The following is a 17,182-nucleotide window of genomic DNA, read 5'->3' on the forward strand; positions in this document are numbered from 1 at the left end:
GCGAGCTGTTGGCTTATACCTAATGCCCAGGACTAATACTCAGCAATTACCTCATACAGTGTCCCGCGCTCCACAGGCTTTCTCCCTACTTGTTTGATCAAATTCACCAATTCCTCAGTTGTCATGGCCGGGTTTTGTTCCTCTGAGCCTGCCATGGAATAGATCTTAGTCGTATCATCAATGGTGCCATCAATATCGTTTACGCCATAGGCAAGAGTCAATTGCGCCTGATGTCGGCCCAACATGGGCCAATACGCTTTGAGGTGAGGGAAATTATCCATGTACAAACGAGATACGGCATACATCTTCATATCCTCGATCACTGAAACTTCAGGGATATGGCTCATGTCATTGTCCTTATTGCGAAATTTAAGGGGGATAAACGTATTGAACCCCCTGGTCCGGTCTTGTAATTGCCGAAGCCTTTCCATATGGTCAATGCGGTGTTTGTATTGTTCCAAATGGCCATACAGTAAGGTGGCATTGCTTGGCATTCCCAGACGGTGGGCTGTTTCGTGAATATCCAGCCATCCCTGGGCATCCACTTTATCCGCGCAAATTTGTTCCCGTATCACCGGATCAAAAATTTCCGCTCCTCCACCGGGCAGTGAATCCAGGCCAGCTTCCTGCAGGACTTTCAATCCTTCTTCCACACTCAGTTTGGCCTTGCGGAACATATAATCCAATTCTACAGCGGTAAACCCTTTGATGTGGAGATCGGGGCGATGCGTTTTGATATTTCGAACCAGGTCGGCAAAGAAGTATAAGTCCATTTTGGGATGGACACCGCCTACAATATGTACCTCGGTAACCGGTTGCCCATCGTATTTTTTCACGATGTCCATCATCTGTTCCATGCTTAATATCCATCCTTCCTCACGGTGCGCATATAGCCGGGAATAGGCACAGAAATGACAGGAGAAAACGCAAACATTCGTCGGTTCGATATGAAAATTTCGGTTGAAATAAGTGACGTCGCCATGTTTTCGTTCCCGCACCATATTGGCCAGGCTGCCCAGCCAGGGGAGGTCTCCTTTTTCAAACAGGGCCAGTCCTTCCTCCTCGGTGATTCTTTCCTCTGCCCATATTTTCTCTCCGATCCGGTTCAGCAGGGGATCGGTCGTAGCGTTTCCTATCTTTTTCATGGCGGTCTCCATATCAACTCATTTTTGCAAAGTTATTCAAAAAAAAAGCCCCCTGAAACAGGGGGCTTATGATATTCATCATTGGTATGATTAATACTTGATCACCTGTTGCTTGATATCCTTCTCAGCATTTTCGTAGCCTACATGAACGATATAGGTTCCGGCAGGACGACCAGTCAGGTCAATCGAAATCAGGCGTTGGGCATCTCCGTTGAATTGTTTCTTCCAAACCTGTTGACCGGCTGAATTATACACAGTGATATATTTCAACTGGGTGGGGGTTTGATAGTGCCATACTGAGAATTGGTTATTGAAGGGGTTCGGGAGGATCATATATCCTTCAGACTTCAATTTAGTTGGTACTACTTCCGTAAAGAGGTTCACATCATCCAGGAAGAGGTTGTTCTCGAAGTTTCCGGTAAAGCGGAAGGCCAGCATGAATTGGGTCTCGGAAGTGCCGAGGTAATTACCCAGGTTCACTGAATCCTTTCTCCACTGACGGGAAGTCGGGAAGAATTCCTGCGTGAACGGATTATTCGGATCTCCAATGGTTTGCAGGTCTTCACCCCATTTCTTATACACAGGGATAAAGGTATTACCGCAATCTTTGGAGAGCAATACGGCGAATGTATCGAGGCTTACACCTGTATTACCCGGTTGGGTGTAGGTAGCAGCAGCCACGTTAAAGGTCAGGAAGATGGAGTCGATACCGCTGTAGGTATAGTTCGGCAGGGCGATATCGTCTGTCCGGTTAAAGGTGGCATTACCCCAGTTGTTGACCCAGGCAGAACCAACGGCTGTGCGGCCAATGGTAGTATTCTTCTGCCAGGTTACGTCTGCATTGGGGTTGATGACTTCCCAGCCAGCCGGCGGGAACGCACCTGTAAAGGTTTCTGCAATAGATCCAGGCATAGCGCTAACGGTATACACAGTATAAGATTTCGACTGTGCATCGTTGGTAGAGTTACCATCGGGGTTAGCATTATTGGGCAGGGAAGTAAAGGCAGTAAAGGTATGAGCGCCGGCTCCACCGATATTCACGTTATTGATCGTAACATTGGTAGTAGCACCGGGGTTCAGGGTACCGGTCCAGTTGATCTGGGTAACAGCACCTGCATCAACACGGTAGTTCAGCTTCAGAGTAGTAATCACTTCCGAACCAAAGTTGCGGATGGTGACCACAGGGCTTACTGTGCTGGTACATTCTCTTGGGTTGGGTTTGCTGATAGCAACAACACCCGCATCCACAGGAGGAAGAACGATCTTCTCGATATTGATATCATCTACAAATACGTTATTTCCAAATCCTGTAGTTCCTCTCCAACCAAATTGAATAAAGGAGGGGTTACCGGGGAAATTAGGTTTCACTGTTACAACCTCAGTTCTCCAATTGGCAGGACTGCTTGGAGCAAAGTTGGCTGTAGTGGCAGGCAGGGTAGAAAGGTTTCTACCGGCAGGGCCGTCACTCCATTTCAGGTAACCACCAAAGTTCAACCAGGTAGTTCCGCAATCAGGAGAGTAAACCAACTCCAGAGAGTCGGGTCCGAATCCGGGATAGCCAGCATGCGAAACACTAAACGTTACCCGCAACGAGTCGATCGGAGCGGAGATATCTACAGCAGGCGAGATGAGATAATCTTTCTGGCCTGTAGCGGAATAGTTGAAATAGTTGATACCCATGGAAGCAGGAGCAGTAAAGGCTCCGGCGAATGCTGTACGAACCCAGGTAATTCCATTATCAGGGTTGCTCAATCTCCAGCCAGTGGGCGGGAAGGTGGTACCGCTAAAGTTCTCACTGAGAGGCAGAGGTAAGCCAGCGCCAACATTCAAGGTAACACTCGAGGTATCGTTAGAAGCCTGGAGGTCGGCCGATCCATTGGGGTTATTAGTATATATCTTCAGCAGGTAGCTTCCGGGTGTCGCAGGAGCGGCAAAGCCAGGCAGGGTCACGTTCGCGGAGGCGAAAGGAGCCAGAGATCCTGTCCAGTTGGTAGACGTGGCAGGATTGCTACCCAATTGAGTAAAGATCTGCAGAGAGGTAAGGGTAGTGGTACCATAGTTTTTGATCTCAACGATCGGGGTAACACCAGCACCAGGGCAAAGATCGGTAGGTCCGCCGCCAACACCACAACCACCGGAACCGGGGCTCAGAATGGCTTTAACACCCGCATCGAGCGACAGTGCAGCAACAGGCACACAACCTTGAGATGTTTTGAGACCGGGACGACAGTTGTCAACCACCCATTGCATCCTGTCTACCTGCATATTGGTAAACATGGAATAACAGGCATCGTCTGTATAGTCCATATAGTTCTGATACATTTTACCAGGAGCTGCGGTAGCGCAGGCATCGGTTACTGTACCCGAGGGACAGCCACTGGTGCTTCCTGCCTGGTTGGGTGTATCGCCAAAGGCATTATCCGTACTTGTACCTGCCAGAGAACCGGGCAGCAAACAAGTACCGGGCATTTGACGGAAATCGGATTGAGCACAACCCGACTCATCACCCCAGATATGGTAAAGTCCAAAATAGTGACCAGCTTCGTGAACGGCTGTACGACCCAGGTCAAACGAAGGATCTGCGTAAGCCGGGTTATTGGAGAAACCTTCAAAGGCCAGTACGATACCATCTTCAGAAGGATCGCCAGTTCCGGGGAACTGGGCAACACCCAACAAACAGTTACCTACTTCACCCACCCAGATGTTGAAATACTCGGTGGTATTCCACGCATCGGCTCCGCAACTGGAGGCATGCTTCAATTGCTCATAATCGCTACAAGCATCTGTGAGTGTAGAAACTACCCGGTTGATACCATTGGTGGGTAAACCATTGGGATCACGCTGGGCCAAACAGAACCGGAGTTCCGAATGTCCTCTCACGGGATAGAAGTTAGATCCGTTGGTACTGTCAGGATTGACACCAGAGAAGTCTTCATTGAGTTTATTGATCTGCCAGATTACGTCGGCATCGGTCACCACCGCCTGACGAGCAGATGATCCCACAATGTGCACAACCACAGGAATAATGGTGATGGCATCGGTCCGCTGATTGGATCCCGTTTCCGTGGCAAAAAGAGTTTTATTCCTTTCTGCTTGCTCACGGGCGCCGGGGTTCTCCTGGAACCAGCGTTCCAGACCTTCCATCGTAGCACAACGCAAACGCTCGTTACCACCAATGGTGGAACCGGGTTTTACCTGTGCCTGAATCGTGGAAAAGGAAAAAAGTGAAAGCGCCGCAAATGCCAGAAAAGTAAATTTTTTCAAAGCAGTATGTTTTTGGTTATTGAATACGTACAGAATCGCAAAAATACGAGCACAAGTTTACTGAATCTTAGGCAGAAACGAAAAAAATCTTAACTCAGGGCCCCTGCAATACAGGCGGTCATTAAACAAGCCAGTGTACCTCCGATTAAGGCCTTAATTCCCAATTCCGTAAGATTTTTTCGCTGTCCCGGTGCCAGGGCACCAATTCCGCCGATCTGAATACCAATCGAAGAAAAATTGGCAAACCCGCAAAGTGCAAAACTGGCCATCACAAGTGTCTTAGGATCAGTGATTACCTGGGCGCTCTTCATTTGTGCAAGACTGTTATAAGCGATAAATTCATTGATGATCGTTTTCTCCCCCAGCAATTGCCCAAAGGCGGTAACATCCTGATTATGAACGCCTATCATCCAGGCCACCGGGGCAAAAATGTAACCAAAAATGAATTGCAGGGATAGTCTGTCGAAGCGGCCACTTGTTGCATTGGCGATTGTATCGTTCAGGCTGGTAAGATTGCCCACCAGGCCTAAAATACCATTCAATACGGCCATAAGCGCCACAAAAGCGATCAACATGGCACCCACATTGGCCGCCAGTTTTAATCCATCCGTTGTTCCGTTCGCCACGGCTTCGAGCAGGTTTGAGCCTATCCGGTCCTTAGGTACGTGCAGGTCACGGCTTACATTGGCAGGATCCGGATCCGGAAATAATATCTTGGATACTACTATAGCGGCAGGGGCTGCCATCACCGAGGCCATCAACAATAATTTGGCATAATACTTTTGCATGATCACGTCATTCCCTCCAAGCATGCTAACATAGGTTCCCAGTACACTTCCTGCCGTTGTGGCCATTCCCCCCACCATGATACAAAGCATTTCATTCTTCTTCATTCGCTCCAGATATGGCTTCACCATCAATGGCGCCTCCGTTTGGCCCAAAAAGACATTCGCAGCCGCTGATATACTTTCGGGTCCGCTAACCCCTAATTTGGTCAGCAACCAGGCAAATACATAAACGATGCGTTGGAGAATACCCAGATAATATAATAAGGCAGATAAAGCCCCAAAGAAGATGATAATAGGTAGCGCCTGAACGGCAAAAATGAAACCCCAGCTTTGTTCATCCTGAATCAGATTGCCAAACAAGAACATTGCCCCTTCCTTCCCCTTGTTGATCAATTTAACGAACATGTCCGCCAAAAACGAGAACACATCCGACATCCAGAGGATATTCTTAGTAATAAGGATGGCGAGCAGGATCTGTAAACCCAGGCCAAACCCAACCAGTTTCCAATTGATCTTTCTCTTATTGTTGCTGAGGATATAAGCAAGAGCGAGCAAAAAGGTTAAACCTAAAATGCCCCGCAGAATGTTTTCGAGGTTGACCTGCATATAGTAGTTTCAGTTTAACGGGCAATATACTATATATTTTGAATGGCCGAAAAACCCGGTAAAAACGCGGGTATTTCAGCCATTCAATTTCTTTGTCAACCAGGAAAAACTGATCAGATATGCGTCTCTATTTTCTTTACAAAATTGCTCTTAGGTTGGGCGCCGACCAGTTTGTCTACCACCTGGCCATTTTTGATAAAGAGAATAGCAGGAATGGAGGTGATACCATAGTTCATACTCACTTGCGGATTCACATCCACATTTAATTTTCCTACGTTCACCTTGCCATCGTATTCTTTAGAGAGTTCTTCGATCACGGGACCAATGGCTCGGCAAGGGCCACACCATTCTGCCCAAAAATCGATCACGGTCAATTTATCAGATTGAAGCACATCAGATTGAAAATTCGAGTCGGTAAATTCTTTCGCCATATAAGTGTTGTTTTCTTTTAATAGGGACTGCAAAAATACATCCAATTCCTGATTCGCGTCCTTCTGACAGAAGCTTGTGACTAACTTGTCAGAAAACCGTTATCCATTTGTTAAGACCTCCACTTCCAACTCTGGCCTTTCCATCAGAAATTCTACAAGATCGTCATTCATTTCAAAGCCATTTCCCATGGATACCAGACTGATCTTCCGCTGGTTTCGGGGTTCATTTAAAACAAATTTGAGTCCGGCCTGACCGGGATATGATTTCAGGTTCCTCTGCAAAAATGCCAGCATGTCTTCTGTCAGGTACCTCGGATCCACCGCAATATTCAACTGTTTGGTCAGGTTCTTCTTTACATTCTCCACCATCGAGATCCCGCTGATCTTAAATTCAAATTCTCCCTGATTATACCGTTGTTTAAAATATCCCGTCACAAAAACCGAGGTCCCCGGCTGCAGGTAGGCGTTATATTTTACATAATCATCACTCCATAACATGAACTCAGATTTACCTGTATAATCCTCCAACATCAGACTGCCGAACTTGTTGCCATTCTTCTTGGAAATCCGGTGTTGTGCATCAACGATTAAGCCGATCAACCGAAAACTGCGGTTGGGTTGTGGATGCTGCGCAATATGCTCCCGTATCTCATTGAATTCAGCAAGTGGTATAATGCCATAGTGATTGATCTCAAACCGAAAATGATCAAGCGGATGCCCACTCAAAAACATACCGGTCACATCTTTTTCATGATCGAGTTGGGTGGTCAGTGGCCAGGGGGCACAATCGGGGAGCGTAGGAGGTTTTATCTCTATCTCCATCGGCAGGTCACCAAATAAGGTATTGGTTACAGCTGCGGTATTTTGTTGAAAATGTTGACCAAAACGGATCACTTTCTCCAGACCGGTAGTTGGGTCTTCCGGACTTGTGTGGAACAACTGCGCACGGTGATGTTCCGGGAAACAATCAAAGGAACCTGCATAGGCCAGACTTTCCAGGGTCTTTTTATTGACGCTTCGCTGATTGATCCTTTTGATCAGATCAAACAGGTTGGCATAAGGGCCATTTTTCCCTCTTTCTTCCATGATGGACTCGATCGCCGCTTCTCCGACTCCTTTCAATCCTCCCAGGCCAAAACGGATCTCGCCTTTTTTATTTACCGCAAATCCTTTTTGCGATTCATTGATATCCGGTCCAAGTACTTTGATCCCCATTCGCTTACACTCTTCCATAAAGAAGGTGATTTTTTCAATACTTCCCGCATGGTTCAATACCGAAGCCATGTATTCCGCCGGGTAATGTGATTTCAGATAGGCTGTCTGGTAGGCAACAAATGCATAACAGGTAGAGTGTGATTTATTAAAGGCGTATTGGGCAAAGGCTTCCCAGTCGCGCCAGATCTTCTCAAGGGTTGGCTCGGGGAACCCCTTCTTTGAGGCACCGGTCACGAACTGGCCTTTCATCTTGTCCAGCACCGATCGTTGTTTCTTACCCATTGCTTTACGCAATACATCCGCATCGCCCTTGCTAAATCCTCCCAGTTTTTGCGCCAGCAACATCACCTGTTCCTGATATACCGTGATCCCGTAGGTTTCTTCAAGATACTCCGCCATTTCAGGCAGGTCATAAGAAATTGATTCGCGGCCATGTTTCCGGTCAATATACTTGGGGATATAGGCGATAGGGCCGGGCCGGTAAAGCGCGTTCATCGCAATAAGGTCGCCAAATTTATCAGGCCGCAGATCACGCAAATGTTTTTGCATCCCCGGGCTTTCAAACTGGAAAGTGCCAATGGTATCACCCTTTTGGTAAAGCTGAAATGTTTTCTCATCCTCCAGGGGGATTGTATCAATATCGATGGTAATTCCATGATTTTCCTTGATCAGTCGTAAGGCATCGCGAATGATGGTGAGGGTCTTCAGACCCAGAAAGTCCATTTTTATGACTCCGGCATCTTCAATTATACTTCCTTCGATCTGGGTAACCCAGAGATCAGAATCTTTGGCCGTGGCTACGGGAATCAGTTCGGTAAGGTCACGCGGTGCAATGATGATACCAGCAGCATGTATACCGGTATTTCGCACCGATCCTTCCAGGATCTCTGCGGCATGGAGCACTTTGCTCTCCATCGAAGAACCCTCATAAATATCCCGGAGCTTCTTCACATTGGCCAGGTCATCCGGGCCAAGGCCTTCCTTCTCTTCGAGTGATTTTTCCCCATCCTTGGTATTCATGGGGGCATGTAACACCCGCTTCAGTTCGATTCCTGGTTTTTCCGGGACCAGTTTGGCCAGGGCATTCGAATCCGGAAGCGGAAGGTCCATGACCCGTGCCACATCTTTGATACTCATTTTGGCCGCCATGGTACCATAGGTGATGATCTGCGCTACCTGGTTCTGCCCGTATTTTTTTACTACATAATCGATCACTTTCTGCCTGCCTTCATCATCAAAATCCGTATCGATATCGGGCATTGATTTTCGGTCAGGATTGAGAAAACGCTCAAACAGGAGATTGTACTTGATCGGGTCGATATTCGTAATTCCTACGCAATACGCCACTACACTTCCTGCCGCGGAACCACGGCCCGGGCCTACAAAAACGCCAATGTCCCGACCGGCCCTGATAAAATCACTCACGATCAAAAAGTAACCGGCAAAACCCATGGTACGGATCGTAAATAACTCAAAGTCGATACGCTCCGTGATCTCCGGGGTTATCTCATTATATCGCTGTTTAGCCCCTTCATAGGTCAGGTGCTTGAGATATTCCCATTGGTTCAGGTTATTGTCCGTGTGAACCTGAAATTCTTTTGGTAAGGGAAAGGCCGGGAGAAGAATGTCTTTTTTAAGATTAAGCAGGTCTATTTTCTCCACGATCTCATTGGTGTTGTCAATCGCTTCGGGAAGGTCATGAAAGACCTTGATCATCTCTTCCGTCTTTTTGAAAAAGAATTGATCATTTGGAAAGGCAAAGCGTTTGTCTTTGACCAGGATATCATCATCGGAGAATTCCCGAAGGGCGGGGGTGGCTACTTTTTCTCCGGTATTGATACAAAGAAGAATATCGTGCGCTTCAAAATCCGATTGCTCCACGTAGTGGGAATCATTGCTGGCAATGACCTTTACATCATATTTCCGGGCAAACTTGATAAGGATATTATTCACCCTGTCCTGCTCCACCATACCATGCCGCTGCAGTTCCACATAATAATCCTCCCCAAAAATATCCAGCCACCATTTGAACTCCTTCTCTGCTTCTGCTTCTCCTTTTTTTAAGATCGCCTGTGGTACAAGGGCACCAAGGCAACAGGTAGTGGCGATCAACCCTTCATGGTATTTTTCGATCAGCGTCTTATCGATCCGTGGATATTTGCTATACAGGCCTTCGATAAAACCCATTGAAGTCAGCTTGACCAGATTTTTATAACCAACCTCATTTTTAGCCAGTAAAATCTGGTGATGACGGGGATCCTTTTCCTCTTTGGAAAATGTTTTTCGTAAACGGTCCTGTGTGATATAAAATTCACACCCTACAATCGGTTTTACCTTTGGTCGGCCCTGATCATCCTTATGTTTGTAGGCTTCACTGACAAACTCAAACACGCCAAACATATTTCCATGGTCACTGATCGCGAGCGCGGGCATCTGGTCATCTACCGCTTTTTTGAACAGCTTTGGAATTGACGCAGCCCCATCCAGCAGCGAAAATTGGGTATGGACATGGAGGTGTGAAAACTTCATAATGGGTTGAAAAAAAGTTGATAGGAGACCTGCAATTTAGGTTTATGGCACAATTTTTTCCTGATTAATGCACCTAATATTTTCCACATTGAAGGATTTGTGCCTAATTTTACCCAATTCCGTCTGTGCCCATGATAACCTGTAAAATTCAAGAACATGAAGTATACGGTCATTGCCATGGTGACACTGCTCTTGCTGAGTAGCTGTACGGCCCTCAAACAAGCTGGATTGGCTGGAAATAAGCCAACACCCCAACAAGCTCCGGTAGCAGCTTCCAACGAACTCAGGTTCCTCACAATCGATGTGCCCGTGGAGAAGGCCAATACACCCAACCACGATCCAGCTATCGCTAACCCAAAAGAAGATCGGGGCAGAACAACGCCCACTTATTCCTATTCATCTGGTACACCATCCGTGGAACTGGCAAGCCCCCTCCAGATCAAATATGCCCTCTTATTGAATACAGAAGTTGAAGAAGTAAGAAATACGCGCCTCTTTCAATTCATTGATGAATGGTATGGTACCCGCTATTGCATGGGAGGCACCACAAAAAACTGTATCGATTGCTCCGCTTTTGTACAAACTTTCTTTTTGTCTCTTTACAGTGTCCCCGTGCCCCGCACCGCACGTGATCAGTATAAGGCCACCACGCGAATCTCCACAACTGAGCTGCGTCAAGGAGACCTTTTATTTTTCAATACAGTAGGTGGGATATCGCATGTAGGTATTTATCTGCAGAACAATAAGTTTGTTCATGCCTCAACCTCAGGAGGCGTCACCATCAGTGATATGTTTGAAGATTATTGGACAAGAAAACTGGTCGGTGCAGGTCGTGTTGAAAGGATCAACGCCACCGTATCAAATATTCCTTAAATCTTTCGATTTATTCCTTTTTCTTCCAACCCAATCTTTTCAGAACAGTCCCCATGACCGGTTCCCAATCGGGTGTGAGTTTGAGTATATGTATGGCCGGCAGGTACAGCGCAAGAAATAAGCTGGTGCGCAAAATGATCCACCCAACTCCTCTCTCATTATTCATTAAATAGTAGACAATAAGGAATACAACAGCGGCTGTGACCAGGGTGTAAATGGTTTTGGGTGTAAAAGGCTGCATGCCAAATTTTCGGTATAGAAAAAGGAAACGAATGAAGTTGTAGATCGAGAAGGCGATCAGGTTGGCTATCGCTGGTCCGATTACGCCCATTGTTTGTGTCAATTTCACAGATAAAGGGAGATTGAGCGCCAATAATAAGATACCGGTAATGAATTCAAACCGCCAATAGGTGGACGTCCCAATGATCTGCGAATTGATCCCGGTACCCATATCCATTACCCGCATCAGGCCAATAAAAATAAAAACGGGGAAGGCCTCTTTGAAACCATTTTGAATATGAAATGTTTCGATGCCATCCATAAAGTTTAACCATAAAAGGCAAAACATGGCGGAGGCAAAGATCAACTGATTGATGCTGGAGCGCTGATAGATACGCTGGATCTTGGCGTGGTCTTTTATTTTCCAGGCCTCAGCCAACGGACCCACGGATGCAGAAATTATTGCACGTTGAGGGGCCTGGATCAGACTGCAGAGGTATTGGCCCAAGGTATAAATACCTGCGGCAGCCAGACCATTGGGAAGGATGGCCGCGATGACGATGGTATCAAATACACTGGCTACATTATATACCAGACCTCCGGTCCAGAAAAACCCAGCCATGGCGATGATTTTTCTTTTGAACTTGACCGTGACCCGACTGAAGGAGAAAGTGAACCGAAATTCTTTTTTAACCAAAAGAAATACAACAAGGATGAAGGCAATGATCAGAAAAGTAAATGCATACAGATGGACAAACTGATCAAATTCTTTGAGGATTCCCAGGGCCGTAAGCGCAAATAAGGCTGTAATAAATAAACGGAACAATAATTCACGTAGGAAATTGGTCATCACCGAATGGTGGGTCGCCCAGCCATAGGCCTCTAAAACCGAAAAAAGGGTCATTCCAAAACCAAAGGGGAAAAGCCAGTAATAATAGGTGATCACCTGGGGGGAATTGGCATAGGCCTGGTTGATCACACCTTTGAATAACAAGCCGCCTGCCAAAACCAGTAAGAACCCGATCATGCTTACTGAAAGCGAAAGTGTAAGCTGCTCATCCCGGTTGCGTGGTACATGTGATCGGTAATAAGGCCTGAATTTGTAGATATAGGCAGGCATACCAAAACTTGCTACGGAGAACATGATCTGCCCAATGGCCATAAAAGCACCGGTGAGCCCATATTGTTCTTTTGTAAAGCCACCTTCACGGGTAAAAAGGTAGGTGTTAAGGATACCCAGGGCAAAACCCGAATAAACGATGATGGAGGATATGATGCTTTGCCGGCGTATCTCGCTCATGCGGTAAAGATAAAGAACGGGATGAACACCCGCCATTCAACGCATAAAATCAGCTGGCTTTTGTTTTTATATAAAAATTGGGATCAACCGTAAACCCGCCTTCAGGCAAAGTGGTCTCCTGCCATTGTTGGGTCGGTCTTACCCAAAGCCCGACGCCCTGCAATTTGACGGGGAGGTTGAAGCCTTCCACACAATCGGTCCACCTATAGGAAACCCTGTTTCCGTCGATCTTATATTCCAATACCGGTATCTGCGTGGTACTCAGGTATTGGAAAAAAACCTTGGACAGGTCCATTCCTATCTTTTCTGAGATGTAGTTTTCTACCTGTGTGCTTGTTACGGTTTGGTGGTAAAATGTTTTATTCAGCCCGCGAAGGATCTGTCTGAATTTTTCATCATCATTCACCAACTGGCGCAGGGTGTGTACCAGGTTACCGCCTTTATAATACATATCGCCGCTGCCTTCCTGATTGACACCATATGGACCTTTGATTGGGATATCATTCTGAATCAGCGCGCGGGTGCCCAGGCAATAGGCATTCCCTGCTTCCTTGCCAAAGTTGAAATCGGTAAATAAGGTTTCGGAATAATTGGTAAATCCTTCGTGTACCCACATATCCGCCAGGTCTTTGGTTGTGATATTATTGCCAAACCACTCATGACCGGACTCATGCACAATGATAAAATCCCATTTCAAACCCCAACCAGTTTTGGAAAGATCATTTCCCCGGTATCCATTTTTAAAATCATTTCCATACGCGATCGCACTCTGGTGTTCCATACCAAGGTGCGGGGCTTCGATCAATTTAAAACCATCTTCATAAAAAGGGTAGGGGCCAAACCAGAACTCAAACGCCTTAAGCATGGGTTTAACATCGCGTCCAAATTGTTCCCTTGCTTTTTCCAGGTCATAATCCAGCACCCAGTAATTGCAATCTAATGCGCCTTTTTCCCCGTCAAATTTTTCTGACCAATTTACATAATGTCCGATGTAGGGAATGATGTTATAATTATTGATGGGGTTCTTTACTTCCCAGGTGAATAATTTCTTTCCATTTCCCATGTTCTTTTCATCTTTCTTTCTCCCATTTGCCACGGCAACAAGGGTATCCGGAACCAGCATTTGAAGGACAGCCCCGTTATCGGGTTCATCACTTTGATGATCCTTGCATGGGTACCATACACTGGCTCCCAAACCCTGACAGGCAACGGTCATCCAGGGACGGCCTTTTTTGTCCTTGGCCCAAACCCATCCGCCATCCCAGGGTGGACGACGGGCCGATACGGGCTTACCACTATAATAGACACGTAAGGTTAAGTTCTTTGCAGAGGCCTTTAGGGAAGGTGTTGGAAGTTCCAGAAACCACGCATTTCCGTCCTGTCTGACTCCCTTGATCTTTTTCCCTTCACAAAAGGCACTATCCAGGTGTAAGGGCTGTTGCAGATCGATCTGCATGGACTGATTCCTGACGGTTTTAGTGACGGCAAACTGAATATCCGTCCAACCGGAAGTGGTCTTGGAATCGTAATCCGGAATTACATAAATACTGTATTGTTTCACATCCCACCAATCACGACCAGGTCCAATACTCCCCCGCAGGGTATCCTGATGGCTAAATTTTTTGGAACCATTCAGCGGTTGGGCAAAGGAGGAATAACAGATGACCAACCCACCAAGAAGTAAAATGATTCGGCGCATGGATGAAGAATATTGAAGTGAAGAATTATTATTGTCTTTTAGTAGACACGATTTGATAATTTGCATAATTGAAGCACTAATTTAAACCTTCCGGTAACAATGAAGGCCCCGTTTGTCAAATATTCTTTCAGGTTATGGTGGATCATGGTCATCCTCCTGGTCGGGTGTCGCGACCGCCAGGGGCATGGGTTGAAGATATTTCACTACAATGAAGCCACGGGTATTGCCTCCCTTGACCCGGCCTTTGCCAAGAACCAATCCGTAATGTGGGCCGTGCATCAACTCTACAACCAATTGGTGGAAGTGGATGCCGAATTACAGATTAAACCTTCGTTGGCGTCGTCCTGGACCATTGACCTCACCGGTACGGTTTATCAGTTTACCCTTCGTCAGGATGTTTATTTTCATAACAATGGTTGCTTTCCCAATGGAAAGGGACGAAAAATGGTGGCCCGGGATGTGGAGTATAGTTTTCGTCGATTGATGGATCCTCTTGTCGCAAGTCCCGGCACCTGGATCTTTAACGGGAAGGTAGATAGCATTCAACCTTTCCAGGCGATCAATGATTCCGTTTTTCAACTTCGATTGCTAAAGCCATATAGCCCTATCCTTGGCATCCTGTCCATGCAGTATTGTTCGATTGTTCCTAGAGAGGCTGTTGAAAAATATGGACCGGATTTTCGCCGTCAACCGGTCGGGACTGGCCCATTTCGTTTTGTGGCCTGGGAAGAAGGGTTGTCACTTTTGCTTCATCGCCATGACCGTTTTTTTGAAACTGATAGTACAGGTCGTCGCCTGCCTTTGCTGGATGGGGTAAAGGTGAGTTTTTATGATAGCAAAGCCACAGAGTTCCTGCTTTTCCGGCAAGGGAAATTGGATTTCATCAATGATATCGAGGCTTCCTTTCGCGATGAGGTGCTGACCAAGAGAGGCACATTAAGACCTGCCTGGGAAGGAAAGATCCGAATGCAAAAGCATGCCTATCTCAATACCGAGTACCTGGGGATATTGGTAGATACACTCAATCCGGTAATGAAAGGATCATCTTTACGCCTAAGGAAAGTTCGACAAGCGATCAATTATGGGTTTGACCGGGCAAAAATGGTTCTGTACCTGCGCAACTCTATAGGTACACCAGCCACCTCGGGTTTTGTGCCCGCCGGCATGCCTTCTTTTGATTCCACCCGGGTAAAAGGATATACCTATGATCCCCGTTTGGCGAGTCAGCTTTTGAGGGAAGCCGGTTTCCCGGGTGGTAAGGGAATTCCACCAATAAAACTACTCACGATTCCGATCTATTCCGATCTGGCGTCCTTCATTGCCGGGCAACTGGCAGAAATCGGAATACCGGTGCAGGTAGAGGTTATTCCCAAAGCCTTGTTACTGGAAATGACCGCTACCTCACGCGCTCCATTTTTCAGGGCCAGCTGGATCGCCGATTACCCCGACGCAGAGAACTACCTGTCTGTTTTTTATTCTAAGAACCCCGCCCCCCCTAATTATACCCGGTTTAATGATCCGGCATTTGATCGAATAATGGATCAGGCCATGCGTGAAACAAATGATTCGCTACGAAACCGGCTATATCAGGCGGCCGACCAACGGATCATGGAAATGGCGCCTGTTGTTCCCTTTTGGTACGACCAGGTGATCCACCTTGTTCAGCCTGGCATAAAGGGTTTTGAAGCCAATTCCCTGAATCTATTAGAACTCAGAAAAGCGAGTAAATAATTAATAATCAATAATTAGTAATCAATATGGTATTTCCTTAGTAGAAATACCTTGTACCACAAAAGGGTAGTTTTTATTTTTACACCATCTTCCAATATCCTCTCTTTAGCCAAATATCCAACCATCCTTTGTAAGCCAGTCCAAACGAGTATCCTGTTAAGAACCATTCGTACAAATTGATAACCTAAAAGATGTACTCATGAAAACGAATGGTACCCGTGTTACCTTATTGGGAGGCGTATTCATTTTGCTTCCCTGCCTTTTACTCCTGACTGCTTCTGTAGAAAGGCACGATTCCGCTCAACAAGACCTAAAGCATTTTCCTGAACTCAACCAATCGGGTGAGATCTGGTGTGCCACCGATCATTCATCGGAAGGTATTGTCGTGATTCGTGATTCCAAATCCTGATGAAGACCAAACCAAATCCAGAAAAACCAATCCAGATCCGGAAAAACCTGATACCTTAAAAGATCCATTCCGAAAAACCATCCGATTCCAATGAAAAGACCAAAAGGATCCAAAACACCTGAAAAACCAAAGCCAAGATCCCGGGAAAGCCATCGAACTTGTAACCTAAAAAGTGTAAACGCATGATTTGAATGGTACCCAAACACAAAGGCGGGACGCATCCAGATAGAAGAGGAGCCCCGCCTTTTTTTATTTTATGAAAGAATTGATCTCGCCTAGCCTTTCTTCTTCAGTTTATCCTTGAATACTTTTTCAAATTTCTCCAGCTTAGGCCGGATCACGATCTGGCAATAGGGATTCTTGTTTTTATTATTCGCATAATATTCCTGATGATAATCCTCTGCCGCGAAAAAGGCCAGAAAGGGTTCAACAGTTGTTACAATGGGCCGGGGGTAGGCGCCACTCTTGTCCAATTCGGATTTATAATGTTCTACTTTCTGCTTTTGTTCTTCATTCAGATAAAATACCACACTGCGGTATTGTGGCCCCACATCGGCTCCCTGTCTGTTAAGGGTAGTGGGGTCGTGTACCTGCCAGAAAACCTCGAGTAGTTCATCAAAACTGATCGTAGCAGGATCATAAACGATCTCCACACATTCCGCAAAATTGGTTCGCCCTGTACTGACCAGCTCATAGGAGGGTTTCTCCTTTGAATCACCAGAATAGCCTGAAGTGACGGAAATAACACCGTCCAATTGCTCAAAAACAGCTTCTGTACACCAGAAGCAACCGGTACCAAACAGAGCGGTATCGGTTTTGCCCGCAAAGGCGGGAATCGTATCCTTATTTGTTGTCATAGTCATCTTACTTTGGGAAGCCGGTCCGCCCTGGCAGGAAAGAGTGAAAAATGCCATCCAGATCAAGAAGAGGCCGGGTATGAAACGATTGGTTTTCATTATTCAATTTACACAAA

At 46.4% G+C, this 17,182-nt stretch carries 11 protein-coding genes; 3 read left to right on the forward strand and 8 right to left on the reverse strand.

Annotated elements, in window-relative coordinates; all coding sequences use genetic code 11:
- Positions 1 to 32: 32 nt before the first annotated feature.
- From mqnE to dnaE, 5 genes are all read right to left on the reverse strand, one after another.
- Positions 33 to 1,157, reverse strand: coding sequence for an aminofutalosine synthase MqnE (mqnE, locus tag J0M30_09255; GenBank protein MBN8667678.1), 1,125 nt, complete (start codon positions 1,155 to 1,157; stop codon positions 33 to 35).
- Between the two features lie 78 nt (positions 1,158 to 1,235).
- Positions 1,236 to 4,409: a zinc-dependent metalloprotease gene (locus J0M30_09260; protein MBN8667679.1), complete on the reverse strand. Its 3,174-nt coding sequence runs from the start codon at positions 4,407 to 4,409 to the stop codon at positions 1,236 to 1,238.
- A gap of 89 nt (positions 4,410 to 4,498) precedes the next feature.
- Entirely contained in the window at positions 4,499 to 5,803 is a 1,305-nt protein-coding gene (locus tag J0M30_09265; protein MBN8667680.1) for a NupC/NupG family nucleoside CNT transporter, read from the reverse strand.
- A 113-nt stretch (positions 5,804 to 5,916) separates the two neighbouring features.
- Positions 5,917 to 6,234, reverse strand: a complete 318-nt coding sequence (gene trxA, locus J0M30_09270) for a thioredoxin (GenBank protein ID MBN8667681.1) — start codon at positions 6,232 to 6,234, stop codon at positions 5,917 to 5,919.
- 99 nt (positions 6,235 to 6,333) lie between these two features.
- Positions 6,334 to 9,978, reverse strand: a complete 3,645-nt coding sequence (gene dnaE / locus J0M30_09275; protein ID MBN8667682.1) for a DNA polymerase III subunit alpha — start codon at positions 9,976 to 9,978, stop codon at positions 6,334 to 6,336.
- Between the two features lie 156 nt (positions 9,979 to 10,134).
- On the opposite strand from dnaE, the gene J0M30_09280 reads away from it, so the two are divergent.
- The gene (locus J0M30_09280) at positions 10,135 to 10,851 is read left to right on the forward strand and encodes a C40 family peptidase (protein ID MBN8667683.1); all 717 of its coding nucleotides are present in this window, start codon (positions 10,135 to 10,137) and stop codon (positions 10,849 to 10,851) included.
- Positions 10,852 to 10,861: 10 nt separating this feature from the next.
- On the opposite strand, the gene J0M30_09285 is transcribed toward J0M30_09280, so the two are convergent.
- Both J0M30_09285 and J0M30_09290 read right to left on the reverse strand, forming a co-directional pair.
- On the reverse strand, positions 10,862 to 12,370 hold the full coding sequence (locus tag J0M30_09285; protein ID MBN8667684.1) for a polysaccharide biosynthesis C-terminal domain-containing protein: 1,509 nt from the start codon (positions 12,368 to 12,370) through the stop codon (positions 10,862 to 10,864).
- Between the two features lie 49 nt (positions 12,371 to 12,419).
- Positions 12,420 to 14,069, reverse strand: coding sequence for a M1 family metallopeptidase (locus tag J0M30_09290; protein ID MBN8667685.1), 1,650 nt, complete (start codon positions 14,067 to 14,069; stop codon positions 12,420 to 12,422).
- A gap of 99 nt (positions 14,070 to 14,168) precedes the next feature.
- Between J0M30_09290 and J0M30_09295 the strand changes: the two genes are divergently transcribed.
- Both J0M30_09295 and J0M30_09300 read left to right on the forward strand, forming a co-directional pair.
- Positions 14,169 to 15,800, forward strand: a complete 1,632-nt coding sequence (locus tag J0M30_09295; protein ID MBN8667686.1) for an ABC transporter substrate-binding protein — start codon at positions 14,169 to 14,171, stop codon at positions 15,798 to 15,800.
- A 199-nt stretch (positions 15,801 to 15,999) separates the two neighbouring features.
- A complete protein-coding gene (locus J0M30_09300; protein ID MBN8667687.1) occupies positions 16,000 to 16,209 on the forward strand; it encodes a hypothetical protein in 210 nt (69 codons plus the stop codon).
- A gap of 275 nt (positions 16,210 to 16,484) precedes the next feature.
- On the opposite strand, the gene msrA is transcribed toward J0M30_09300, so the two are convergent.
- Positions 16,485 to 17,165, reverse strand: coding sequence for a peptide-methionine (S)-S-oxide reductase MsrA (gene msrA / locus J0M30_09305; GenBank protein MBN8667688.1), 681 nt, complete (start codon positions 17,163 to 17,165; stop codon positions 16,485 to 16,487).
- Positions 17,166 to 17,182 lie beyond the last annotated feature (17 nt).

Source organism: Chitinophagales bacterium, from assembly GCA_017303415.1.
Lineage (GTDB): Bacteria > Bacteroidota > Bacteroidia > Chitinophagales > Chitinophagaceae > SpSt-398.

Excerpts from the sequence above, each read along its gene's own strand:
- mqnE (MBN8667678.1), bottom strand. The coding sequence starts at position 1,157 with ATGGAGACCGCCATGAAAAAGATAGGAAACGCTACGACCGATCCCCTG.
- J0M30_09265 (MBN8667680.1), bottom strand. The coding sequence starts at position 5,803 with ATGCAGGTCAACCTCGAAAACATTCTGCGGGGCATTTTAGGTTTAACC.
- trxA (MBN8667681.1), bottom strand. The coding sequence starts at position 6,234 with ATGGCGAAAGAATTTACCGACTCGAATTTTCAATCTGATGTGCTTCAA.
- dnaE (MBN8667682.1), bottom strand. The coding sequence starts at position 9,978 with ATGAAGTTTTCACACCTCCATGTCCATACCCAATTTTCGCTGCTGGAT.
- J0M30_09280 (MBN8667683.1), top strand. The coding sequence starts at position 10,135 with ATGAAGTATACGGTCATTGCCATGGTGACACTGCTCTTGCTGAGTAGC.
- J0M30_09285 (MBN8667684.1), bottom strand. The coding sequence starts at position 12,370 with ATGAGCGAGATACGCCGGCAAAGCATCATATCCTCCATCATCGTTTAT.
- J0M30_09290 (MBN8667685.1), bottom strand. The coding sequence starts at position 14,069 with ATGCGCCGAATCATTTTACTTCTTGGTGGGTTGGTCATCTGTTATTCC.
- J0M30_09295 (MBN8667686.1), top strand. The coding sequence starts at position 14,169 with ATGAAGGCCCCGTTTGTCAAATATTCTTTCAGGTTATGGTGGATCATG.
- J0M30_09300 (MBN8667687.1), top strand. The coding sequence starts at position 16,000 with ATGAAAACGAATGGTACCCGTGTTACCTTATTGGGAGGCGTATTCATT.
- msrA (MBN8667688.1), bottom strand. The coding sequence starts at position 17,165 with ATGAAAACCAATCGTTTCATACCCGGCCTCTTCTTGATCTGGATGGCA.